Consider the following 24,004-nt stretch of genomic DNA (forward strand, 5'->3'; position numbering starts at 1 on the left):
GTTTCTTCAATATCTCATTCAATATAATTTCAATAACAATTCAATACTCATCCAATATTATTCTCTTTATTCTAGACCTCTTATCTCCATTATTTTTCTTTGTTTTGTTAGCAAAACTCTATTATAACTCCGAAATACCATGAGAAAACAGTCGAAAAAGGCCCGAAAAACGGTCATTTTTGAACCGAAAAACCTTCAAAATAGGGATTCCGTAGCAAATCTTTATTATGACTGAAACGGTGGAATGCGGGTTGGAGGGGTGGGGTTTTCCCAAATGATTAATATTTTGGTACAGCATCAATAATAATGGGGTTTGAAACAATAGATTTGATAGCTATAAGCTCATCTCAAAACATGTGGAGTGTGTCGTCTTGATGTCAAAGGTGTTGTAGATCTAAAATAAACCCTTGGCTGTCAAAATAAACTATTGCTAATCCCAACACCGATTCCGTAATAATAAACATTTGCTTTTTCAATATAAAACTCAATAATATCTCGGGTTTTCCTCAACAGGATCCCGAGTTTTTTCCTGCCTTTTCGATATCTTTTCGACCTTTATATTCCCAACACCCTACTAAATATGATCTCAATATTCCCTTTCCATAAATGTCTGTAGGTCAATTGTTATTTCTTGGTCCGATGTAGTACCTTGAACTATGATAAGCAAAGTAGTATAATTTGTATGAAAAGTAATACTTAATATACTCGGTTGTACAAATAAGAGATAAAATATATTTACAATGGGAAAGGTGGAATTATAATGGCACATCCAGAGGGAAAACATATTTTTGGTACGGTGAAGGTCGGTACTAAAGGACAAATTGTCATTCCAAAAGAAGCAAGAGATATATTTAATATTAAACCAGGTGACTCTTTACTAATGCTAGGTGATGAGAAACAAGGTATAGCACTAGTTAAACAAGAAGCGTTCTTTGAATTAGCAGATGCAATTTTGAATTCAAAACTTATAAAAGAATCGGATGAGGAATCGGAATGATATATGGCGTTATCATATTACTGCCGTTGTTAGCATTGATTGGATCTTATCTTTATAACAATAAGACTTATATTAAAAAACCATTAAAAGAAATGTACAATAAAGGATTTACTGAAAAGCAAATACAATTAAAAAATGGTACTGTATTAAACTATGGTGAAGGACCAAGCAACGGAAAAACTCCATTATTATTAATTCACGGTCAGGGTATGACATGGGAAGATTATGCAAAAGTATTGCCTGATTTATCAAATCACTATCATGTTTATGCTGTAGATTGTCATGGTCATGGAGAATCCGATTGGGATCCTGAAAAATATTCAGCTAAGGCAATGGCAAAGGATTTTGCAGAATTTATCGAAGTTGAGATCGGTAATAAAGTAGTTTTATCAGGTCATTCGTCTGGTGGTATGATTGCAGTATGGATGGCAGCACATTATCCGGAACTTGTGCTAGGAACAGTGATTGAAGATTCACCTTTCTTTGCAACAGAACCGGATAGAAGAGAAAAGACATATGTGTGGGTATATGGATTTCAAATGTATGAAGATTTTAATAATCAACATGAAGTGAAGGATTATTTTTCTTATTCTTTAGAGCACAGTTACTGGAAGAAGTTATTTGGAAATTTTCTCTGGAATAAATTTTCGAAAGATGCTATCAGGTATCGTGAGAAACACCCAAATGAGCCAGTACATTTAGTGTATTTACCTCCACAAATTAATAGAATATTTGAATCTGAAACGTATACTTATGACCGTAAATTCGGAGAAACATTTTATGATCATTCATGGTTTGAAGATTACAATCAATCAGAAGTGTTATCAAAAATCAAAAGTCCTACCGTATTCATTAAAGCTAAAACATCTTATGATGGAGACTTATTAGTAGCAGCTTTATCAGATGAAGATGCAGATCGGGTTATTGAATTACTGGATAATGGTAAGAGAGTAGATGTTGATACACCTGGACATGATATTCACTACGACAAGCCAAAGGAATTTACGGGGATTTTGGTTAGTTTTTTAAAAGAATTGTAAAATTTAGGTGTACTAATCCCACCAGAACTTTTTATCTTATAAATCTTGTTATTTCTTTACTGTAATTTTCACATTTTTTTCATTGCTATATCCTTGGGTTAATAATGTAAAAAGGAAATGGCAGTAATAGATGAGGCAATGCAGCATGGAAAGCATACAACCTTTAACTTTTTAAACGAGGGGAATTCAGATGAAAGAAAACAAATATGATGATGATATATTTTTTCAAAAATATAGTCAGATGAGTCGCTCACAACAGGGATTGGCTGGTGCAGGAGAATGGGAAACATTGAAAAAGCTGCTGCCGGATTTTAAAGATAAGCGTGTGCTTGATTTAGGATGTGGCTATGGATGGCACTGTATTTATGCGATGGAACACGGTGCTTCTTCTGTTGTAGGTGTTGATATTTCTCATAAAATGCTTGAAGTAGCAAAAGAAAAAACTCATTTTCCGGAAGTTGAATATGAATGCTGTGCCATAGAGGATGTGGATTTTCCAGAGGAGAGCTTTGATGTAATATTAAGTTCACTTGCGTTTCATTATATAGAAGACTATGAGGAATTGATTAATAACTTGTATAAAATGTTAAAACCAAATGGAACACTTATTTTTACGGTTGAACACCCTGTTTTTACTTCCTATGGAACACAAGACTGGTATTATAACGAAAAAGGAGAAATACTGCATTTCCCAGTGGATAATTATTATTATGAGGGAAAACGGACAACTGTATTTTTGGGAGAAAAGGTTACAAAATATCATAGAACACTGACCACATATCTAAATTCACTGCTTTCAAATGGTTTTATAATAAATCAGATTGTGGAGCCACAACCGCCAAAAAAAATGATGAATATTCCAAGTATGAAGGATGAAATGCGACGCCCTATGATGTTGATTGTCTCGGCTAAAAAGAGAAAGTAATTTGTTCGCTCAATATAAAATTTAGCATAGGGGGATAAAGAAACCAGATTTCTTTGTTGTAAAAGATACAAAAATGCCGGCTGCTTTAGTCATTTTTTTAGCTCGAGTTTTCCTAAATAGAATCCTAGTTTTTCATCCCTTTCCAATATCTTCTCAATACAGTTATGTCCTAACTCATTCATATTGCTGGGTTTATCCAATATCCCACTCAATATAATCTCAATAACAAATCAATACTCATTTTATTAATAATTATAAGGGTGGAAGTAGATAATCTAACGAGAATGAATTATCTACTTCCGAGTGTTTTTTATTTATTACAGAGTGTTTTTAAATGGTAACTGATTACTTCCTTCACCATTTCTGGAGTATACACATCTGGTCTTAACAAGGCATGAAATGACATCCCTTCAATCAATGCAGATAACCGACTTCTCTCTAATTCTACATTAACTGAATCCAATAATATTCCTTTTTGAGTTAATATCTCTAACATTGAATTTGCTAGGACATATGTACCATCAGTCAATTCGTCTTTCTTTTCTTTTAATGCATCACTCGTAAGAGAACGGAGTGCAAAAATCCACCAAACACTCGTTTCAATTATCTTTTCTTCATTGATAGGTACAAGCTCTAGTAAAACTTCCTCAACGGCCTTTAATGGATCTTCTGACCATTCTTTATGATCAGAACGCTTTTTTCCTGCATCAAAAAAGTAGTCCATAATAAACAAGAGCATTTCATCCTGAGTTGAGAAGTAATGTCTTAAAGCACCAGAAGACATACCGGCTTCTGCTGCAACCCTCCGTATAGATGCTTTTTCAATTCCATCGTTTATAATTATCTTCCACGCAGCTTCAGCAATTAATTTTCTTTTTTGCTCATGATTAACTAATTTGGGCAAAGAAAACCACTTCCTTTTTTTAATACAGTGTGTTATTATTTTTTTAGCACATTGTGTTATTTTAATGGTATCACATTTTATAAAGGGGGACTAATTATTTGATTGAAATCATTGAGACAATGATGCCTTCCTCATCAATAGATATATCCGTAGCCCTACTTATTATTTCCATTTGTGCTTTAGTTGATATATTAAGTCCTGGTGTGCTAGCTATTACGGGTTATTTATTACTTACACAACCTAATCAGCTATCTTCTCGTCTATTTGTATTCTTGCTAGTTATTCAGTTAGGTTATTTCATGATTGGATTATTACTGTACTTTGGCGGAGATACAATATTGGAATTGATCGAAAGTTTATCTGAATTTGATTTTATTAATTGGTTCTATACTGTTACGGGAACACTTCTTGTTTTAGTTAGCTTCATAAAACCAAAAGAAAGCACAATAGAACGTCTTACGTCATGGATTCCAATACAGACAACAATAAAGGGAATAATTATTTTGGGTATTATTGTGTTTTTTATTGAATTTGTAACGGCATTGCCTTATTTCTATTCGATTTTTTTATTAAATCATCTGTCAATTAATTCTTTTTCTTCTATATTTGTAATAATTGGGTACAATCTTGTAATTGTAATGGTGTTACCTTCCTTAATATTGTTAGGAATTAGTATTGTGTTTAAAGATAAACTGCAGCACTTTCTGAGAAATATAAAAACAAAATTAAATGAAGCACCGATTTCTTCAGTTTTAGTAGCAATAGGTGTCGTAGGTGCAGTATTTTTTAATATTGGTATTAGAGGTATCTTAAATTAAAAAAATGAATGAGGTGTTTAATATGAAAGAAATTATTAGTGGAATTAGTTTACTTTTCCTAATTCAGGGAGTAGGAGGTTTGATAAATCATTTGACAAATGGTGGAAAAAGTTGGTTTTTGGTGAATTATATTGATATGTTTCAAGGTTGGGAAATTGCGATAGATATTTTATTGATTGTTATTGGAGGGGCTATTGGTTTATTTTCTATGAAAAAATCTAGTTCATCTAGAAATGGTAAATAAAGATTAAGATGCTCTCTTCACAGCTTATCTTATAATACACGTCCGACCTTAATGCTTATATCCTATAGTTTTTTTTGATTGGAACAATTCTATTATTTCCAGCTGTTTTAATACTTGTACAGTTATTAGCAATAAAAACCGCTTTTAGGTTTTTGGGGTGGTTTATTAGTAATCGTTGTTCTATTTCTTTTTTAATAACTTTTTTCAATTATGAAGTGTGATGGGGTTTTAGCAGATAATAAAAAAGATGGTACATTCTTTTAAAGGGAAGACATGGTGAGAAATACTTACCGGTGCTAGTCAATGATTGAATGAGACTCCAAGATAAACATTTTCGATTCTAACTCTACTTACGTTAAAAAATAGATTACTTGAGTTGTATAGGGATTATTTTCCTTTGACTTTTGACAAAAGATTAACTATACTAGTCACTGTATTTATAAACGGTAAGGAGGATTATTAAAAAATGACACATTCGATGAGACTACGTTTCCCAACTTTGAACCAGTAATTGAATACGTTCAAAGGCTCTGTTTTGTGTTTGCAGAGTAATGGGATTAGTCTGTCCTTTTTTAATAATCTTTCATTTCATATTTGAAAAATTATCTATTATCCCGATATGGGAGTGTTTTTAACCTATTTCACGATAGGTACTAACAGCATTCTCTATTCCGGATAATGATATGGAATGTTTAGAAAGGTGGATTGTTCTGCCTTTCTTTATTTTTTGTACAAATTAGCTTTACCTTCACTAAAGGTAGGTTTATTTGTGGATGGCTATTCATGGCTTCCTAATAAAATATGGATAGGGCTTTTTCCCTTTACTTCAATCACAGGCAGATGCTTGTGATTTTTTATTTTGGAGGGAACATTAATGGAAAATAAAAATTGGAAAAGAAAATTTATTGCGATTTTTACTGGGCAGTTCTTTTCATTACTGAGTAGTGCTGCTGTTCAATTTAGTATTATTTGGTGGTTAACGGATACAACGGACGGTTCGCCCCTAGTACTGACACTAGCAGGCCTCGCTGGGTTTTTACCGCAAGCATTAGTTGGTCCGTTTGCAGGAACGATTACGGATCGTTACTCACGTAAATTGATGATGATTTTGGCAGACACGACTGTTGCACTTGGGAGTTTAACCTTATTTATTACGATGTACTTTTATGAACCAAGTATTTTGTTGGTGTTATTTGTTTTAGTTATTCGTTCACTTGCAACTGCATTTCATATGCCGGCAATGCAAGCATCCATACCTTTACTTGCACGTAAAGAGCATCTTACAAAGGTGGCAGGTTGGGGACAGACGATAAGTTCTATTTCAAATATTGCAGGTCCAGCAGTAGGGATGTCTTTGCTTGCAATGAGCTCTCTTGAATGGGTATTGATGTTAGATGTTTTAGGTGCTGTGATTGCAAGTAGTATTTTATTGTTTATTCACATTCCAAGAGTACTGAGAAAAGAAGGAGAGGTTTCTAGCGGTATTATTACTGAAATGAAAGAAGGGTATCATGCGATAGTGAAACATCCAGTTGTTTTGAAGTTAACTATAACAATTACCATCGTGGCTATGCTTTATATTCCGCTTGGTACTTACTTTCCACTTATGACACGAAATCATTTCGAAAGAGGTGTTGTAGAAGCTGGAATAGTGGAGGTAATTTTTGCTATTGGGTTAATTGTTGGGGGTGCACTATTAGGTGTAATAGGAGATCGTTTCGATAAAATAAAAACAATGGCTTCAGGAATGTTGTTGATGGGGATTGCATTATTCCTATCTGGTATCGTACCGCCGTCATTGTTCCTTGTTTTTCTAATGATGGCTGGCTTGGTTGGTTTATCTGGACCATTGTTTTCAGCACCATTCTATGCCCTTATTCAAACAGAGATACAACCTCATCTCTTGGGAAGAGTATTTAGCTTTGTAACTAGTCTTTCGTTATTAGCAACACCGATTGGCTATGCCGTAGCTGGAGTATTGATTGAACTTACAAGTGTTGCTACATTATTTTCTATCATAGGTATTTTGATTATGATAAATGCAGTTATAACAAGGAAAGCAAAATAGGAGGAGATATTCATGCAGTTTTTATTATTTTTTTGATACGAGCTTGAACTAGAAATAAAAGCTCGTATCGGTACTAGCTATCGATGCGGAAATTATTTATTTTCGGGAGGTAGCGAAAATGGAAAAAGTAAGTTTTGAATTAGAAAATATAGAGTTAAATTATTTAGATAAAACGGTATTAGAAATTGAACGTTTGGCTGTACATCAGTTTGACCGAATCGGAATTGTTGGGAAAAATGGTGCAGGAAAGAGTTCATTATTAAAGTTACTTGCAGGGGTTATTCACCCTTCTATTGGAATAGTCAAACGTCACGTGGATTTTGTATATTTTGACCAATTAACAACACCTAACGAATCAGAGATAGATTATGATTTAAAAGGAAAATTGGCGATTCCAGAAACTGAAATTAGTAATTTTAGTGGTGGGGAACAAACGAGACTCAAACTTGCACAAATCTTCTCCAGCTATCATGAAGCTCGATTAATTGACGAGCCAACTACTCATCTTGATTCAGATGGTACGCAGTTTTTTATCGAAGAATTGATGTACTATTATGGTGCACTCGTACTAGTAAGTCATGATCGATATGTGTTAGATCAACTGGTGACAAAAATTTGGGAAGTAGAAGATGGGACAGTAAAGGAATATACAGGTAACTATACCGAATATGTCCGTCAAAAAGCGCTTGAGAAGAAACAACTACTGGAACAGCATGAAAAATATATAAAGGAAAAAACACGTTTAATGAAAGCTGCTGAGGAAAAATTGCAAAAAGCGGAAAAAGTAACACAAGGAGATAAAAAAGTAACAAAGGTTAAAGGAAATCGAACCTTTGAAACGAAATCAAAAGGGACTAGTCAAAAATCCATGCAACGTGCAGCAAAAGCGATTGAACAGAGAGTAGAGCAACTGGAAATGGTAGAAGTTCCGAAAGAGGAGCAAATCATTCGTTTTCATCAGTCAAATGCTCTAGAGTTACACAATAAGTTCCCAATAATGGGGGAGAGCTTAAAGCTTAAAGCAGGGGATAAAACACTTCTCAGAGATGCAAAATTTCAATTTCCTTTAGGAAAGACGATTGCTATAACAGGAAAAAATGGCTCTGGTAAGACAACACTGCTTCATCATATTTTAAAACAAGCTGAAGGGATAACGATCTCTCCAAAAGCTGTCATAGGAACGTATCAACAAATGGAATATCGATTTACAAAAGAAGAAACGGTATTTGAATATATTAAAAATAGAAGTGATTGCAATGAAAGCAAAATTCGAGCTGTACTTCATGCCATGAATTTTACTGGTAATGATATAAAAAAGAATATCCAGAATATAAGTGGTGGAGAGGCAACTCGTTTAGTATTGTGTCAGCTATTTTTAGGAAGGTATAATGTATTGGTTTTAGATGAACCAACAAACTTTTTGGACGTTTTTTGTATAGAAGCATTGGAACGATTTTTGAATGGATATGAAGGTACCGTTCTCCTAGTATCACACGATCGTACCTTTGTTGAGTCAGTGGCTGATTCTGTATATGCTATAGAAGAGCAAAAATTAATATTGAAAAGCTAATATAAATGTAGAGAAAGTATAAAAAGAGTTGGTGAACAAGAAAGATAATAACCATAATAAAGATTTGATACTAAAAGTTGTTATTTGTATAAATAATGAAAGGGAAATAAATTATGCGTATTTTTAGTATATTTGTGATAGATACAGTTCATTATCAACCAAACAAAAAATAAATGGTTATAATGAATTGTTAAAATGGAATTCATTATAACCTAATTAGGAGAGGTTATAATGAACAAGGTAAATATAAAGGATAGTCAAAATTTTATTACTTCAAAATATCATATTGAAAAAATAATGAAACTGATAGATTTAAACGAAAATGATAACATTTTTGAAATTGGTGCTGGTAAAGGGCATTTTACTATTGAATTAGTAAATCGGTGTAATTATGTGACAGCTATTGAAATTGATCCTAAATTATGTGGGGTAACTCAGGATAAACTTTTAAATTACGCTAACTATCAAATTGTAAATGATGATATCTTGAAATTTAATTTTCCTAAACATAAATCATATAAAATCTTTGGAAGTATACCTTACAACATAAGCACAAGTATAATTAGAAAAATTGTTTATGAAAGTACGGCTACAGTAAGTTATTTAATAGTGGAATATGGTTTTGCAAAAAGATTATTAAATACAAACAGATCACCAGCATTACTCTTAATGGCAGAAGTAGATATTTCTATACTAGCAAAAATTCCTAGGCATTATTTTCATCCGAAACCTAAAGTGGATAACTCATTAATTGTATTGAAAAGAAGGCCTATAAAAATGTCATATCAAGATAGAAAAAAATATAAATACTTTGTAATGAAATGGGTTAACGAGGAGTACAAAAAACTGTTTACCAAAAATCAATTTCATAAAGCATTAAAACATGCGAAAATCAATGATTTAAAAAATATAAGTAACGAACAGTTTTTAGCCCTTTTCAAAAGTTATAAATTATTCAATAGATAATTGTAATACAAGAGATGAACAAAGACTGTCTGTGTGTTTATGGCAAATAAATGTGTGGAACTTTGCACTAATAAGGGTTCAATTCAGGCTGGAGAATCCATCATTATAATACTATGTAAATTCCAATATAATTGCCTGGCTGGCCTACTAAACATTTGCCAATCTTACCACCAATTCTGTCCTAATACTTTGCTATTTCGATATAAACACCCAACAATTACTTGTTTTTTCAACAGGGGCCCGGGTATTTCTAGAGCTCAGAGGTTTAAAATACCCTTATTCAATAAGGTTAACATTATGATACACTGAAATAAGATTAATAAGAAGGGAATGTTGTTTTATGTTTAACAAGCAAAATGCTGAGATTGTAACAAACGGGGAGGTATATGCAAAGTAAATTCAAGCATTAAGCCTCCCAAAGGTTATAATCTAAACTTTAGGAGGAAATAAAGTTGAATCATATTGATATGGAAAAACTAGGACTTACTGAACAATTTATTCAGGAGTCTAAACAATATAAAGATTTATTTATCGGTCGAGTTTCATCACAAACCAGAAACGTATACAAGGTGATAACGGAAAACGGTGAAATTTTAGCTGAGATATCAGGGAAATTTCACTTTAATGTTAAAGATTTATCTGAATTTCCAGCAGTCGGTGATTTTGTAATGATTGACAGGATAGATCTTTCTAAAGGAAACGGAATTATTCATCATGTCTTAACACGGAAAAGTGTTTTTGCACGAAAAGTAGCGGGTTCAAAGGAAGATGTGCAAGTTGTCGCTACAAATATTGATACCGTATTTATTTGTATGTCACTAAATAATGATTTTAATCTACGAAGAGTGGAACGTTATCTTTCTATTGCGTGGGATAGTGGTGCGATTCCTGTTGTTGTCCTAACCAAATCAGATCTATGTTCTGATGTAGAGAACAAACTGAATGAAGTATCTTCTATAGCTATAGGTGTTGAAGTGCATGTTACAAGTGCTTATGACGATGGATATCAATCATTAAAAAGATATCTTTCAAAAGAGCAGACAGTTGCATTCATTGGCTCATCCGGTGTTGGAAAATCAACGCTAATAAATCGACTTCTTGGTCAAAATGTCTTAGATACAAGTGATGTTAGAAGTGATGACAAAGGTAGGCATACTACTACAAGGCGTGAATTAATCATGCTGCCTGATTCTGGTGTTGTGATCGACACTCCGGGTATGCGTGAACTTGGAATAATTAGTGCAGATTTGTCAAAAACTTTTGTTGATATTGAGAACTTAGTGGATAAGTGTAAATTCAACGACTGTACTCACAGGAGTGAGCCTGAATGTGCCGTACAAAAGGCAATTCAGGATGGGACCTTGTCAATTGAAAGGTTAGAAAGCGATCGAAAACTAGAAAAAGAAACAAAGTATGAAGGCTTAAATTCTAAATTGCTAGAAAAAGAAAAGCTAAATAATATGTTTAGTGAGATGGGCGGCATGAAGAATGCCAGGAAATTTTTAAATGAACAAAAGAGAAAAAAACGTAGATAAAATGAAGGGTTGAATCTAAAACTAGATTCAACCCATTTTGCTATTATACATCTATTAGAACTAACACTATGTAGAAAATATTGTGGACACTTAGGAGAGACGATATCAATTATAGAGATAATGTAAAATAATTATTAAATACCAAATTTGATAGGTGTTATGAGTAGATTATAGATGAAAGAAACGAAATGATAGAGGGGCTGATTTCTTCCCTTTCTTTATATTAACTCTTAATCTTGCATTTTCGCTAATCTTTATTCCAACTCCCAAAATTTATTGATTTTGTACTTACAATGTATTGACGACTATGTAAATACTAATGATTATAATTAACTTAATCTATTAAGGAGGCATTATCTTAAAATGGATACGAATTTGAATTTACGTATATCGAAGGAACTAAAAGAGAGTTTCCAACAGATCGCAAAGGAAAATAATAAAGATGCTTCTTCGCTAGTGCGGGATTGGATTTCTAACTATGTAGCTGAACACCAGAAATCAGATGAAGATCTTGCTACTGAATTGTATAGGGCAGGCTATCAGTTGCAACAAGCACTTGGTGGAAGGGAAAAAGTTAGTAAACAGTTAGTAAAAGAATTGCAGCAAAGTGCTTTAACGAATCAGAAAGATTTTACACAGCAAATTTTAAAAACCTACTTGGACTATGGTTTGACAATTCCATCAGTTGCTTCAAAAATTTACAATAATTATGCTTTCTCTCAAATGTTTTTGTTTGGCTTAATTGGAGATAAGCCAAAGGAGTAATCCGAAAATAAACAAGTTTTCTGTCCTAATAGCTACTTAATTTAAAAAGTCCTGCCCAATTTTTCTAGTTGGGCAGTATCTTATTCTTCTTTACTACCAGCTATGCCATAAAAGAATAACTTGGTAAGATCCTCTGCTATTGGAAATGTCATTGTGGCAACATCTTCACGCTGCAAATATTCTTGAAACATCTTTAAATAGAATAAGATAGCTTCATCTGATACCTCAGAGTCAATATATCCTTGTTCTCTACCTTCATTAAAAAGTTTAATGAAGAGTGGAAGGGCTTCCTTTTCATACACTTCTTCAACATAACTCTGCCCACTTGCATAATCTTTCATAAAGTCTTGAAAGAATCGTTCGCTTATTTGATTAGCGGCAATACCTTTTTCAAATATAATCTTTTTAATCTTCTCATTAAATGGAAGGTCATTAACTAATAGATGTTTTTGTTCATCCCATATCTGATCAACATAAAACTTAAAAACTAAACGAACTAGATTATCTTTACTTTCAAAGTAATTATATATGGTGACTTGCGATACATTGGCCTTTTTAGCTATTTCCGTAATGGATACCTTTTGTATTCCATACTCCATAAATAAGGCTAATGCGGCTTCTAATATGTCTCTTTTCTTTTGCTCCCTACGTTTTTCAAAACCATCCATTTTCTTCACCTCATTGATAGTGTAATAAAAAATATGTAATAAAACAATATAAATAGTTCAAAAACTATTGCGAGAACCAGTAATTTTATATATTATGAACTAAATAGATAAAAATATTTCATAACTAAAAAGGAGATTGAAATATGAGTATATTAAAAGTAACCAATTTGAAGAAAAGGTTTGGTAAGTTTACGGCATTAGATGGTGTGAATATGGAAGTGAAAAAAGGGGAAGTGTTTGGCTTCATTGGTCCAAATGGAGCGGGGAAATCAACGACCATTCGAATATTACTTGGTATGTTAAAGGCTACACAGGGAGAGGCTAGGGTTTTTGGTAAGGATGTTTGGGCCGATGCGGTTGACATTCATAAACGTATAGCATATGTGCCTGGCGATGTGAATCTATGGCCAAATCTAACTGGTGGGGAAGTTATTGATCTTCTTATGAAAATGAATGGAAGTACAAATCTAACAAAAAGAGAGGAACTAATAAAGAAATTTAATTTTGATCCAACGAAAAAGAGCCGGACGTATTCGAAAGGGAATAGACAAAAGGTTGCATTAATAGCTGCGTTTGCATCTGATGCCGATTTATATATTTTAGATGAGCCGACGTCAGGACTTGATCCGTTGATGGAAACTATTTTCCAGGAATGTGTTCTTGATGCAAAAAGAGCGGGTAAAAGTGTTCTGCTATCGAGTCATATTTTATCTGAGGTAGAAAAATTATGTGATCGGGTAGGGATTATCCGTCAAGGGAAGATTATTGAAACAGGAACATTAGATGAACTAAGACACTTAACCCGTACTCATTTAACGATTAAAACAAAAAAACACATAACTTCTCTAAACGAACTAAAAGGAATTCATAATTTGGAAGAAAAAGATTCAGAGCGTACTCTTCAAGTAGATGCAGAGGAAATGGATACAGTTATTCGGTATATAGCTGAGTTTGGGATTTTAAAATTAGAAAGTTCCCCACCAACATTAGAGGATTTGTTTATGCGTCATTATCAAGGAGAAGAATACTCTAACTCTAAGATAGAGGGGTCGTTATAATGGTTGCGAGATATTTTAAAGGGACGAATCAATTAACAGCATTCTATTTTAAACAACACCGATTTAAAATCCTCGTTTGGTTGATTGGTTTGATAGGAATCACCTTGTCTGTTGCTTCTGCTTACCCAAGTATTTATAACGATGAAGAATCGAGGCAAGCTGCTTCACTGACAATGGATAATCCGGTTATGGTGGCGATGCTTGGAACGGGTTATGAAATGGAGGAATATGTAAATTCTGTAGGTGCCATGTTTGCCAATGAAATGTTGCTCTTTACGGCTATTGCAGTAGCTATCATGAGTATATTACTTGTAGGGCGGGCTACACGTGGGGATGAAGAAGAGGGTCGTAATGAAATGGTTCGGGCTCTTTCTGTGGGTCGCTTATCATCTGTAAGTGCGGTAATGATTGTTATCGTATCAACAAATATTTTACTAGCTATTTTAACAGGGATTGGCTTGGCTTCCCTTGGGATAGAGGGTGTGGAGTTAGAAGGGTCTTTATTATATGGTTCCATTTTAGGTGCAACGGGGCTTCTATTTGCTAGCTTCACAGCAGTTTTTGCCCAGGTTACAGAAACATCAAAAGGAACTACTATGTTTTCTTTTATGTTATTAATAATAGCTTATCTTATTCGAGCCATAGGAGATGTGAGTAGTGAGGAACTGTCGTGGATATCGCCACTTGGCTGGACAGTTAAAACTGGCGTATTTGTGGAAAATGATTGGTGGCCGGTTGTATTATCATGTATCGTTGCTATTATGTTTGGAGTTATTGCTTTTTATTTACACTCTATACGTGATTTGGGGGCTGGATTTATAGCAGCAAGAAAAGGTAAGACACACGCTTCCCCATTTTTACAAACATCATTGGGACTTGCTTTAAGGTTACAGCGTACGAATATAATTGCTTGGGCTATTGGACTGTTTATTTTAAGTAGCTCTTTTGGGGCAATTTTAGGAGATTTAGAAACCTATTTTGCTGAAAATGAGTTTATGCAAGCATTTATTGTGGTTGATTCAGATTATACGATGACGGAGCAATTTATTACATTGCTAATGGCAATCATGTCATTGATCAGCCTTGTTCCTGCAGTGATGGTAATATTAAAGGTAAAAGGTGAAGAGACGAGGAATCTTACAGAAAACTATTATACTCGTGCAATATCACGAACTCGTGTACTAGGTAGTCACTTTCTCTTAGCGGTTGTTGTCAGTTTTATCATGCAATCCCTTGTTGCTCTGGGGTTATGGTCGGTAGGTGAAGTAGTGATGGATGAAGCGATATCGTTTGATACAACTATTGCTTCGGCTTATGTTTATTTACCAGCGATATGGGTAGTAATTAGCCTTGTAATAGGATTGGTTGGGGTAGTTCCAAAGCTAACTGGATTGATTTGGCTTTATGTTGTCTTTTGTTTTGTTGTTGTCTATCTTGGAGACTTGTTTGACTTCCCGGAATGGATGAATAACTTGTCAGTCTTTGATTATATCCCGCAAATTCCGATAGATAGCGTGAATTTTACGGCGATGGTGGTATTAATACTGATTTCTTTTGTACTATCTATAATTGGTTTTAGTGGATATAATAGACGGGATATTTCTGGGTGATTTCTTTGAGTAGTCTAAATTTTGTAGAATAGCTTTCAGATCGTACTGTTAAGCTAACCATTGATAAATAAACATCTTTAGAGGAGGATTACTATGCTAGGAAACTTGCCAGAAATTAAAACGGTAAAACTTAAACTAAATGATATAGATGTCAACTGCTACTTGGCTGGGGAATCTGGTTCTCCAGTGATACTTTTGCATGGAGCAGGAGTTGATTCAGCAAGAATTTCTTGGAGTGAGGTAATAGGTTTTTTATCAAAAAAACACCGTGTATTTGCTCCTGATCTTCCTGGGTATGGAGATAGTGATAAACCTAATGTAGAATATTCACTTTCCTTTTACATTGATATTTTGAAACAAATAATGGATAGCCTTCACCTTGAGAAGACTAACTTGGTGGGACTATCTCTAGGTGGAGGACTCTCTCTTGGATATACGCTCGAATATCCAGATCGAGTAGAAAAGCTAGTATTAGTAGGTGCGTGGGGGCTATTTAGTAAACTTCCTTACCATCTTCTTTCTTATTGGTATACAAAATCATTCCTCAATGAGCTTTCGTATAAATGGTCAAGTAAAAGCAGAAGATTTGTGAAGTGGACTCTGTTAAATAGTTTGTTTGGAAATCCTAATAATGTACCAGAAGAACTTGTAGATGAAATTTATGCATCCTTACAAGCACCACATGCTGGTAAAGCATTTATGTCATTTCAGAGAAGTGAGATTACACGAACGGGACTTAGAACAAAGTTGGCAGAAAGGTTATCTGAAATTAATAAACGAACATTAATCGTTCATGGTTCAAAAGATACGACGGTTCCTATTAAACATGCGTTAGAAGCACATAAGGCTTTTAAGGACTCCGAAATCTATGTAATGAAAGGGTGTAAACATTGGTCACAGAAAGAGAGACCTGAAGAGTTTACTCGAGTTATTACAAGATTTCTAGGGAAAGAGTAAAGTAAAAATTTGTATTCGAACAGGAGTTATAAAGAAATGAACATAATAATGAAACAAGAACAGGTTAAGGACTATAACATAACTGAAAAAGTAGTAAAATGTGCATTTGCTAATGCAGAACACAGTGATAGAAATGAACATCATTTGGTGTCTCGTATTAGAAATTCAAACGTATTTATACCAGAATTATCTTTAGTGGCAATAAATAATGATGATAATCGAATAGTGGGACATATTCTATTATCCAAGATAAGAATTAAGAATGACGTTCAAGTTGTAGAGTCACTCGCTCTTGCACCTGTATCTGTATTACCGGAATATCAAAATCAAGGCGTAGGTAAGCTGTTAATTATAAAAGCATTAAAGAAAGCAAAAGAGCTTGAGTTTGATTCAGTTGTTGTCTTGGGGCATCCAGAATATTATCCGAAGTTCGGGTTCAAAAAAGCATCCACTTGGGGGATAAAAGCACCTTTTGAAGTACCAGACGAGGCATTTATGGCAATGGAGTTAGGTGAAAATACCCTCGATAAAGTTTCGGGAGTTGTTGAATATCCTAGTGTGTTTTTTGAATAAATGTAAGTTGAAATTAAGAATATGACCTTAAATTATATCTTTTTCAATGTGTGTTTAAATATGATTTTTTCTTGTTGTGATAAAATTTGCAAGTTATCTTTAAACAATGATATAAAGGAGTGATTTTATGTCTGCTAAAAATTTTCCTGGACCAAATCCACAAACTCCATTTCCATTAGAAGGAAATAAAAATGTTCAATTTATCAAGCCAACTACAACAAGAAAAAATGTTTCCGTTGGTGATTATTCGTACTACGATAGTAAACATGGAGAGTCATTTGAAGAACAAGTTCTATATCACTATGAAGTAATAGGTGATAAACTGATTATAGGAAAGTTTTGTTCGATAGGTCCAGGAACAACATTTATTATGAATGGAGCGAACCATCAAATGGATGGCTCAACGTATCCATTCCATTTGTTTGGCAGTGGGTGGAAAATGCATGTACCTTCACTAGACGACCTGCCGATTAAAGGAGATACTGAAGTCGGAAATGATGTATGGATAGGAAGAGATGTAACAATTATGCCTGGAGTCAAAATTGGAGATGGAGCAATTATTGCTGCACAATCTGTTGTTACAAAAAATGTAGCCCCTTATACAGTTGTTGGAGGAAATCCTGCGAAAATTATAAAAAAACGTTATTCAGATAAAGTAATAGAGGAATGGCTAACCATAAAGTGGTGGGATTGGGATTCTAAGAAAATTAGTGAAAATATCGAATTCATAATAGGTGGACATATAGATAAATTGAAAATGAACAATTAAAATAAGATCGGACTGGATGCTATACTGGGTTCAGTCTGATTCAATATTAAAAATCCTTGATCTCTTAAAGGTAGTGTAAATGATGATTTACTTGATAGGTATTGTACAAAAATATTTAGAAAGTAATTTAAGTAGTAAATCTATTTTCTTAACTCCTAATCTCGTTTTTCCACTACGTAGATCAATATTAAACGCTTAGCAAACCATAATAAACTCTTACTAATCTCACCACCAATTCTATAATAATAAACATTTGCTTTCTTCAATATCAGACTCAACAATTACTCGGACTTCTCTTTTCAAAAGCCCGAGTTTTTTCATCTCTTTTCTCTATTATTTTCTTCCCTCTGTTCTAGCAGACTTTATTCATTTCCGAAAAACTATGAAAAAACAGCTGAAAAAGGCCCTGAAAACGACCGATTTTAATCTGAAAGTGGATAAAAATGAGGGGGGCCGTAGCAATACATTATTATGACTTGAACGGTGAAATGCGGATTGGAGGGGGATTAAGCAGGAGTTTATTGGGTTGTACAGAAGCTGTCTAACTAAAAAGAACTTGCTAATTCGGCCATAATTTCGTAAAATAATCTTTTGTAATTTCCATTTTAATTCAAAATCCTTCCGTTTTAATAATTAGAACATGGGATTTTTCTGATAAAAAAAGTTTATGAATGGTATGAAAGTATAGATTACAGGAATACCTTTGTTTTCTATCTTTGGGACAAGGTTTGACCTGGTATTACTATGAGAGGAATTGAATGAACATATGAAAGAGAACTTTTGGCATGAATTACCAAAACCATTTTTCGTTCTGGCACCGATGGAGGATGTGACAGATGTTGTTTTCCGTCATGTCGTAAGTGAAGCTGCCAGACCAGATGTGTTTTTTACAGAGTTTACAAATTCAGAAAGTTACTGTCACCCAGAGGGGAAACAAAGTGTCCGTGGGCGTTTAACTTTTACAGAAGATGAACAGCCGATGGTGGCTCACATATGGGGAGATAAGCCTGAATATTTTCGTCAAATGAGTATTGGTATGGCGGAGCAAGGTTTTAAAGGCCTGGATATTAATATGGGGTGTCCTGTACCAAATGTGGCGGCTAAAGGTAAAGGTTGCGGCCTTATCCGTCGTCCAGAGGTTGCTGCAGAACTTATACAAGCAGCAAAAGCAGGAGGATTGCCCGTAAGTGTGAAGACAAGGCTTGGTTACACGAAGGTGGACGAATGGCGTGACTGGCTAACTCATATATTGAAGCAAGATATTGTTAATCTTTCCATTCATCTACGTACGAAAAAGGAAATGAGTAAAGTAGATGCACATTGGGAATTGATTCCAGAAATTAAGAAACTTCGTGATGAAGTGGCTCCGGATACACTTTTAACGATCAATGGAGATATTCCGGACCGTCAAACTGGTCTGGAACTTGCCAATAAATACGGGGTTGATGGGATTATGATTGGGCGTGGCATTTTTAAAAATCCATTTGCCTTTGAAAAGGAGCCAAAGGAACATAGCAGTAAAGAATTGCTTGATCTCCTAAGGCTGCAGCTAGACCTTCATGATAAATACTCAACCGAATTTGAGCCACGTCCATTTAAACCACTTCGTCGCTTTTTCAAGATATATGTACGTGGAATTCGAGGTGCAAGTGAATTAAGAAATGAATTAATGAGTACTGAATCAACAGATGATGTGCGTGCATTGCTTGATGGTTTTTTGGAGAAACACAGTGATGAGTTGGAGAAATAGTGTTTTTGGGAAAGTTGATTAAAAAAGGTATATAGACTTATTCATTGAAAATCTTGGGTTTATTACGAACCTGAGATTTTTCTTTCTCAATAAGTCATTTATATATAGCCTTCAATTTGTTATTCCGTAACATAGACTAATACCTAGCATAGAATATCTTGGAATGATGATTGGAGGCATGGAATATGAATGAACGGAGTCTGTCAATTGGCGACCAATTTCCCGAAATGACGGTTCAAACAACTCATGGAACAAAAACTCTTCCAGATGATTATGAGGGTAGGTGGCTTATATTATTTAGTCATCCAGGTGATTTCACCCCAGTATGCACAACAGAATTTGTAGCGTTTCAACAATTATATCCTGAATTTCAAAAACGAGGGACGGAATTAATGGGGCTTTCAATTGATCAGGTCCAAGCACATATGAAATGGACAGAGTGGATAGAACAGAATTTAGGTGTTCCTATTACATTTCCTATTATTGCTGATCCTTTGGGAACCGTTGCGAATAAACTAGGGATGGTGCACAAGGCGAGGCAAACCAGTACAGTCCGAGGTGTATATTTTATTGATGATAAAGGTATGATACGTGCAATCTTCTTTTATCCAGCTGAAGTTGGGAGAGGGTTAAAGGAAATTTTACGAACATTGTATGCACTGCAAACTTCAGATCATTATCACTTAGCATTGCCAGCAGATTGGCCGAATAATAACATAATTGGTGATAGAGCTATTGTCCCACCTGCAGCAAACGAACAACAAAAAGCAGAACGGTTAAAGCAAGCGGAGACTGGTGAAGTAGATTGTTTTGATTGGTGGTTTTGCTATAAAAATTTGAGAAAAGAATGATGCTTTATGTTAACGTTGTAGTTGATAGAAACTGTGGGTAATCTGAATTCATAGTAGCAAAATAATCATCCGTGTGAGCGAGAACAATAAAATTCTAATTAAAAATATTCACGGTCTATAAAAATGTAAGCAAAGATGAGAGCCATTACAAAAGAGACAAAAAAATAAAGGTCCTATTTGAATAATATTATTTCAAATAGGGCCTTTTGAATATATTTCTAATACTAGTTCCAACATATGAAATCTATTTTGTTCGTCAAAAAACAACAGATGAAGACTTCCAAACTTATAATAAGGGAATACTTTGGTAAAATGAACAAGTAACGTAAATACTTGTAAAGGCAGCCAATAAGGAGTGAAGTACATAATGTGTAACATCAATTGGATGGAAGAAGTAGTAAAAAGGAAAGAGGATTTCCTAAAGGATTTACAAGGCATTCTGCAAATAAAAAGTGTGCTGGATGAAGAGAAGGTACAACCAGATGCCCCATTAGGACAAGGGATTAAAGATGCGTTGGAGTATATGCTGAATTTAGGGAAGAAAGATGGATTTACTCCTAAAAATGTTGGGAACTTGGCAGGTCATCTTGAAATGGGACAAGGAGACCAACTACTTGGTATATTAGGACATGTCGATGTGGTTCCTGAAGGAGATGGCTGGAGTGTGGATCCATACGGTGCCGTCATTAAAGATGGAAAGATTTATGCACGTGGTTCCAGTGATGATAAGGGACCAACCATTGCTGCCTATTATGGGATGAAAATTATCAAAGAACTAGGGATTCCACTAGGGAAAAGGGTTCGACTCATTATTGGTACGGATGAAGAGAGTGATTGGAGATGTGTGGAGCATTATTTTGAAAAGGAAGAAATGCCAACTATGGGATTTGTTCCAGATGCAGATTTTCCAATCATTTTTGCGGAAAAAGGAATAGCAGATTACGACATTGTTCAACAATCTAATGTTAATAGCTCAAATGAATCTTTACAATTGCAGTCCTTTCAGTCTGGACGAAGATACAACATGGTTCCGGATTTTGCAGAAGTTCAGTTACAATTAGACGGAGAAACTGTAGATATGAAGCAGAAATATCAGGCATTTCTTGATGATTGGGAATTAGATGGTGCAACTTCTGTAAATGGGGAGGAAGTGACGTTAACTCTAGTTGGAAAGAGTGCCCATGGAGCAGAACCTCGAAACGGGAAGAATGCCGGAGTTTATATGGCGAAGTTTTTGCAAAACCTGGAGTTGGATGATGCAGGGAAGACATTTACAGAAACTATCGCATCATTCTTTGATAAATCTCGTGGGGAAGTTTTTGATATTGCCTTTCAAGATGAGGAATCTGGGGAATTAACGATTAATGTGGGAATGATGAATTACAACCAAGAATCTGGTGGTCGAATTGGACTTAATATGCGATATCCTGTTACTTTTGATATAGATAATGGAAAGACCAAAATTCAAACATTCTTAGAGAAGGAGAATCTCCAGTTAGAGAACTTTTCAGACTCTAAGCCAACCTATGTCAAAAAAGATGATCCACTCATTCAAACATTACAAAAGGTATATGAAGAGCAAACTGGTGAAAAGGCAGAACTGCTCTCTATTGGTGGGGGTACGTATTCACGAGCATTAGATCATGGAGTTGCCTTTGGAGCGATGTTTCCAGGACGTGAAGATGTCATGCACCAAAAAGATGAATATGCCATTGTCGATGATTTACTAAAGGCGACAGCGATTTATGCGCAGGCCATTTATGAATTAGCGAAAGCCTAAAAGTGTGTGTTTAAAAAGGAGGATAAAAAGGACCGAGAATTTCGAGGCGGCGTAGATTTGAGCACCGGAATGTACATTAAAAGGTACATGAGGAACGGAAAACCAAGCCAACGAAGAGATTCGATGTGTCATTTTTACCGGACTTTTTGAACAACCTCGAAAGAAGGAAGAGGAGGAGCAAGTATGAAATATGTAGATACATGGGATTTGGAAAGTATTTTTCCAGGTGGAACGAAATCAGCAGAATTACAAAAGAAAATAGAAACCATTCAAGCAGAAATTAAGGTCTATCAAGATTCCTTGCATGCATGGAACTTTCAAAAAGATTCATCACCTGAAACCTTTAAAATGATTTTAAGTAAACAAGAGACGATTGGAAAAGGATTAGGTCAAGCAGCTACATTTGTTCAGATGTGTCATGATGCTTACATGAATGATGAACACGCCAATGTAGTCATGGGACAAATCATGAACCTTTACAGTGAAGTACAAAAACTATCCAATGCGTTTACGAAAAAATTGGTTGATATATCCGATGGAGATTGGCAAAACCTGTTACTGGAGGGTGAGTTAAAGGAAATATCTTTTGCGTTAGGGGAAATACGTGAACAAGGAAAACGTCTTTTATCAGAAGAAGAGGAGAAGATTATTACTGACTTAAATAATGATGGGTTATCCGCTTGGAGTAATTTGTACGATACCGTTGTTTCCATTATGACTATTCCATTTACAGATAAAGAAGGAAATACAACCGATTTATCTGTAGGACAAGCGATGAATCGTATGTATGCAGACCCTGACCCAGATGTGAGAAAACAGATTTTCGAACAATGGGAAAAGGCTTGGACAAAGTATGCACCTATATTTGCCGACACGATTAATCATTTGGATGGCTACCGAATCACCCTGCAAAAGGCGCATCAGCGCGAGCATTATTTGGATGAGCCGTTGGAATATAATCGCATGTCCAAAGAAACATTGGATGCTATGTGGTCAGCAGTTAGCAACAATAAACAGCCATTCCTTCACTTTTTACAACATAAGGCCAAACTATTAGGGATGGAAAAGCTAGGCTGGCAGGATGTGGATGCCCCTGTCACGATAGGCGGTGCCAAACCAACTACCTTTACATATGATGAGGCTTGTGACTTTGTGATCGATAACTTTGCTACATTTGGTCCGCGATTGTCCAGCTTTGCTGAACATGCTCTTAAGAACCGTTGGGTAGAAGCAGAGGATCGACCAAACAAACGGCCTGGTGGCTATTGTACTGGTCTTCCAGAATGGGAAGAGTCCCGTATCTTTATGACATTTACAGGATCACCAAATGATACGAGCACGTTGGCGCATGAGCTGGGGCATGCCTTTCATAGTGATGTGATGAAAGATTTGCCGCGTTTAAATCAAGAGTATGCCATGAATGTAGCCGAAACAGCAAGTACCTTTGCAGAAACGATCATTGGAAATGCGACCATAGAAAATGCTAAAAATGAGGAAGAAAAGGTTTCCCTGTTAACATCTAAAATAGAAAATGCTACAGCCATGTTTTTAAATATTCATGCTAGATTTTTATTCGAGAATTCCTTCTATGAGGAACGACAAAAAGGAATTGTTTCCGAAAAAAGACTAAGTGAATTGATGGTACAAGCACAAAAAGAAGCATATGGTGACAGCTTAGCCAGTTATCATCCACACTTCTGGTGCAGTAAATTGCATTTCTTTATCGACGATGTTCCGTTTTACAACTTCCCGTACACGTTTGGCTATTTATTCAGTTTGGGAATTTATGCACAATACATGGAACAACCAGAAGGCTTCGAGGATAAATATATTGCCTTATTAAGGGATACAGGATCCATGAAAGTAGAAGATTTAGCCCAAAAGCATTTAGGTGTAGATTTAACTAAACAAGATTTCTGGGAAGCAGGAATTCAACTAGCTGCAAAAGATGTGGATGAATTTATCCGATTGACAGAAGATAAAGTGAATAATTAAAGATTAGGAAAGGTGCTCCTGTAATGGAAGGTTGGAGCACCTTTTCATTTTAGTTAAAATGGTGTAAGTACTGCATCGGTCCCTTTTCTTTGTGCACCCGACTTGTTTAAATTTGCACCTTATCTTGTAACAGGCACTCCGGGATCAAATACCTACTCTAA

The 24,004-nt window shown here is 35.0% G+C and carries 23 protein-coding genes; 21 read left to right on the forward strand and 2 right to left on the reverse strand.

The annotated features are described in order from the left end of the window. The first annotated feature begins 760 nt into the window (after positions 1-760). From D8M06_RS06825 to D8M06_RS06835, 3 genes are all read left to right on the forward strand, one after another. Entirely contained in the window at positions 761-997 is a 237-nt protein-coding gene (locus D8M06_RS06825) for an AbrB/MazE/SpoVT family DNA-binding domain-containing protein (RefSeq protein ID WP_121203663.1), read from the forward strand. After that, positions 994-2,037 (forward strand): alpha/beta fold hydrolase, encoded by a 1,044-nt coding sequence (locus D8M06_RS06830; protein WP_121203664.1) that lies wholly within the window; start codon positions 994-996, stop codon positions 2,035-2,037. Before D8M06_RS06825 ends, D8M06_RS06830 begins: the two co-directional genes overlap by 4 nt. Before the next feature lie 190 nt (positions 2,038-2,227). Continuing rightward, positions 2,228-2,962, forward strand: coding sequence for a class I SAM-dependent methyltransferase (locus D8M06_RS06835; protein WP_121203665.1), 735 nt, complete (start codon positions 2,228-2,230; stop codon positions 2,960-2,962). Between the two features lie 310 nt (positions 2,963-3,272). Here D8M06_RS06835 and D8M06_RS06840 read toward each other — a convergent pair whose 3' ends face one another. Continuing rightward, entirely contained in the window at positions 3,273-3,866 is a 594-nt protein-coding gene (locus tag D8M06_RS06840) for a TetR/AcrR family transcriptional regulator (protein ID WP_121203666.1), read from the reverse strand. Between the two features lie 98 nt (positions 3,867-3,964). On the opposite strand from D8M06_RS06840, the gene D8M06_RS06845 reads away from it, so the two are divergent. The 9 genes from D8M06_RS06845 to D8M06_RS06885 all read left to right on the forward strand — a co-directional run bounded on the left by D8M06_RS06845 (position 3,965) and on the right by D8M06_RS06885 (position 11,832). After that, positions 3,965-4,684 (forward strand): GAP family protein, encoded by a 720-nt coding sequence (locus D8M06_RS06845; RefSeq protein ID WP_121203667.1) that lies wholly within the window; start codon positions 3,965-3,967, stop codon positions 4,682-4,684. A gap of 22 nt (positions 4,685-4,706) precedes the next feature. Next, a complete protein-coding gene (locus tag D8M06_RS06850; protein ID WP_121203668.1) occupies positions 4,707-4,928 on the forward strand; it encodes a hypothetical protein in 222 nt (73 codons plus the stop codon). Between the two features lie 466 nt (positions 4,929-5,394). Then, complete coding sequence (locus D8M06_RS20410; RefSeq protein WP_105980607.1) at positions 5,395-5,439, forward strand: erythromycin resistance leader peptide; 45 nt, start codon at positions 5,395-5,397, stop codon at positions 5,437-5,439. A 363-nt stretch (positions 5,440-5,802) separates the two neighbouring features. Next, positions 5,803-6,996 carry an MFS transporter gene (locus D8M06_RS06860; protein WP_121203669.1) on the forward strand — a complete coding sequence of 398 codons (1,194 nt, stop codon included), beginning with the start codon at positions 5,803-5,805 and terminating at the stop codon, positions 6,994-6,996. 118 nt (positions 6,997-7,114) lie between these two features. Further along, on the forward strand, positions 7,115-8,566 hold the full coding sequence (locus tag D8M06_RS06865) for an Msr family ABC-F type ribosomal protection protein (RefSeq protein ID WP_121203670.1): 1,452 nt from the start codon (positions 7,115-7,117) through the stop codon (positions 8,564-8,566). Between the two features lie 113 nt (positions 8,567-8,679). Beyond that, complete coding sequence (gene ermCL, locus D8M06_RS06870) at positions 8,680-8,739, forward strand: 23S rRNA methylase leader peptide ErmCL (protein ID WP_121203794.1); 60 nt, start codon at positions 8,680-8,682, stop codon at positions 8,737-8,739. A gap of 58 nt (positions 8,740-8,797) precedes the next feature. Beyond that, the gene (gene erm, locus D8M06_RS06875; protein ID WP_121203671.1) at positions 8,798-9,532 is read left to right on the forward strand and encodes a 23S ribosomal RNA methyltransferase Erm; all 735 of its coding nucleotides are present in this window, start codon (positions 8,798-8,800) and stop codon (positions 9,530-9,532) included. A 452-nt stretch (positions 9,533-9,984) separates the two neighbouring features. Further along, the gene (gene rsgA / locus D8M06_RS06880; RefSeq protein ID WP_121203672.1) at positions 9,985-11,067 is read left to right on the forward strand and encodes a ribosome small subunit-dependent GTPase A; all 1,083 of its coding nucleotides are present in this window, start codon (positions 9,985-9,987) and stop codon (positions 11,065-11,067) included. 363 nt (positions 11,068-11,430) lie between these two features. Continuing rightward, positions 11,431-11,832, forward strand: coding sequence for a hypothetical protein (locus D8M06_RS06885; protein WP_121203673.1), 402 nt, complete (start codon positions 11,431-11,433; stop codon positions 11,830-11,832). Positions 11,833-11,912: 80 nt separating this feature from the next. On the opposite strand, the gene D8M06_RS06890 is transcribed toward D8M06_RS06885, so the two are convergent. Continuing rightward, positions 11,913-12,500, reverse strand: a complete 588-nt coding sequence (locus D8M06_RS06890; protein WP_121203674.1) for a TetR/AcrR family transcriptional regulator — start codon at positions 12,498-12,500, stop codon at positions 11,913-11,915. A gap of 143 nt (positions 12,501-12,643) precedes the next feature. Between D8M06_RS06890 and D8M06_RS06895 the strand changes: the two genes are divergently transcribed. The 9 genes from D8M06_RS06895 to D8M06_RS06935 all read left to right on the forward strand — a co-directional run bounded on the left by D8M06_RS06895 (position 12,644) and on the right by D8M06_RS06935 (position 23,843). Next, positions 12,644-13,558 (forward strand): ABC transporter ATP-binding protein, encoded by a 915-nt coding sequence (locus D8M06_RS06895; RefSeq protein ID WP_121203675.1) that lies wholly within the window; start codon positions 12,644-12,646, stop codon positions 13,556-13,558. Beyond that, complete coding sequence (locus tag D8M06_RS06900) at positions 13,558-15,168, forward strand: ABC transporter permease (protein ID WP_121203676.1); 1,611 nt, start codon at positions 13,558-13,560, stop codon at positions 15,166-15,168. The genes D8M06_RS06895 and D8M06_RS06900 overlap by 1 nt, the downstream gene beginning before the upstream one ends. 93 nt (positions 15,169-15,261) lie before the next feature. Next, positions 15,262-16,125: an alpha/beta fold hydrolase gene (locus D8M06_RS06905; protein WP_121203677.1), complete on the forward strand. Its 864-nt coding sequence runs from the start codon at positions 15,262-15,264 to the stop codon at positions 16,123-16,125. Between the two features lie 36 nt (positions 16,126-16,161). Further along, entirely contained in the window at positions 16,162-16,698 is a 537-nt protein-coding gene (locus D8M06_RS06910; protein WP_121203678.1) for a GNAT family N-acetyltransferase, read from the forward strand. 127 nt (positions 16,699-16,825) lie between these two features. Then, a complete protein-coding gene (locus D8M06_RS06915) occupies positions 16,826-17,467 on the forward strand; it encodes a Vat family streptogramin A O-acetyltransferase (RefSeq protein WP_121203679.1) in 642 nt (213 codons plus the stop codon). A 766-nt stretch (positions 17,468-18,233) separates the two neighbouring features. Continuing rightward, positions 18,234-19,217 (forward strand): tRNA dihydrouridine synthase, encoded by a 984-nt coding sequence (locus tag D8M06_RS06920; RefSeq protein WP_121203680.1) that lies wholly within the window; start codon positions 18,234-18,236, stop codon positions 19,215-19,217. A gap of 185 nt (positions 19,218-19,402) precedes the next feature. Then, positions 19,403-20,068: a peroxiredoxin gene (locus D8M06_RS06925; protein ID WP_121203681.1), complete on the forward strand. Its 666-nt coding sequence runs from the start codon at positions 19,403-19,405 to the stop codon at positions 20,066-20,068. Positions 20,069-20,435: 367 nt separating this feature from the next. After that, complete coding sequence (pepV, locus tag D8M06_RS06930; RefSeq protein WP_121203682.1) at positions 20,436-21,848, forward strand: dipeptidase PepV; 1,413 nt, start codon at positions 20,436-20,438, stop codon at positions 21,846-21,848. Between the two features lie 183 nt (positions 21,849-22,031). Continuing rightward, positions 22,032-23,843: a M3 family oligoendopeptidase gene (locus D8M06_RS06935; RefSeq protein ID WP_121203683.1), complete on the forward strand. Its 1,812-nt coding sequence runs from the start codon at positions 22,032-22,034 to the stop codon at positions 23,841-23,843. Positions 23,844-24,004 lie beyond the last annotated feature (161 nt).

Source organism: Oceanobacillus halophilus, from assembly GCF_003628505.1.
Lineage (GTDB): Bacteria > Bacillota > Bacilli > Bacillales > Amphibacillaceae > Oceanobacillus > Oceanobacillus halophilus.

Excerpts from the sequence above, each read along its gene's own strand:
- D8M06_RS06825 (WP_121203663.1), top strand. The coding sequence starts at position 761 with ATGGCACATCCAGAGGGAAAACATATTTTTGGTACGGTGAAGGTCGGT.
- D8M06_RS06830 (WP_121203664.1), top strand. The coding sequence starts at position 994 with ATGATATATGGCGTTATCATATTACTGCCGTTGTTAGCATTGATTGGA.
- D8M06_RS06835 (WP_121203665.1), top strand. The coding sequence starts at position 2,228 with ATGAAAGAAAACAAATATGATGATGATATATTTTTTCAAAAATATAGT.
- D8M06_RS06850 (WP_121203668.1), top strand. The coding sequence starts at position 4,707 with ATGAAAGAAATTATTAGTGGAATTAGTTTACTTTTCCTAATTCAGGGA.
- D8M06_RS06860 (WP_121203669.1), top strand. The coding sequence starts at position 5,803 with ATGGAAAATAAAAATTGGAAAAGAAAATTTATTGCGATTTTTACTGGG.
- D8M06_RS06865 (WP_121203670.1), top strand. The coding sequence starts at position 7,115 with ATGGAAAAAGTAAGTTTTGAATTAGAAAATATAGAGTTAAATTATTTA.
- erm (WP_121203671.1), top strand. The coding sequence starts at position 8,798 with ATGAACAAGGTAAATATAAAGGATAGTCAAAATTTTATTACTTCAAAA.
- D8M06_RS06885 (WP_121203673.1), top strand. The coding sequence starts at position 11,431 with ATGGATACGAATTTGAATTTACGTATATCGAAGGAACTAAAAGAGAGT.
- D8M06_RS06890 (WP_121203674.1), bottom strand. The coding sequence starts at position 12,500 with ATGGATGGTTTTGAAAAACGTAGGGAGCAAAAGAAAAGAGACATATTA.
- D8M06_RS06895 (WP_121203675.1), top strand. The coding sequence starts at position 12,644 with ATGAGTATATTAAAAGTAACCAATTTGAAGAAAAGGTTTGGTAAGTTT.
- D8M06_RS06900 (WP_121203676.1), top strand. The coding sequence starts at position 13,558 with ATGGTTGCGAGATATTTTAAAGGGACGAATCAATTAACAGCATTCTAT.
- D8M06_RS06905 (WP_121203677.1), top strand. The coding sequence starts at position 15,262 with ATGCTAGGAAACTTGCCAGAAATTAAAACGGTAAAACTTAAACTAAAT.
- D8M06_RS06910 (WP_121203678.1), top strand. The coding sequence starts at position 16,162 with ATGAACATAATAATGAAACAAGAACAGGTTAAGGACTATAACATAACT.
- D8M06_RS06915 (WP_121203679.1), top strand. The coding sequence starts at position 16,826 with ATGTCTGCTAAAAATTTTCCTGGACCAAATCCACAAACTCCATTTCCA.
- D8M06_RS06920 (WP_121203680.1), top strand. The coding sequence starts at position 18,234 with ATGAAAGAGAACTTTTGGCATGAATTACCAAAACCATTTTTCGTTCTG.
- D8M06_RS06925 (WP_121203681.1), top strand. The coding sequence starts at position 19,403 with ATGAATGAACGGAGTCTGTCAATTGGCGACCAATTTCCCGAAATGACG.
- pepV (WP_121203682.1), top strand. The coding sequence starts at position 20,436 with ATGTGTAACATCAATTGGATGGAAGAAGTAGTAAAAAGGAAAGAGGAT.
- D8M06_RS06935 (WP_121203683.1), top strand. The coding sequence starts at position 22,032 with ATGAAATATGTAGATACATGGGATTTGGAAAGTATTTTTCCAGGTGGA.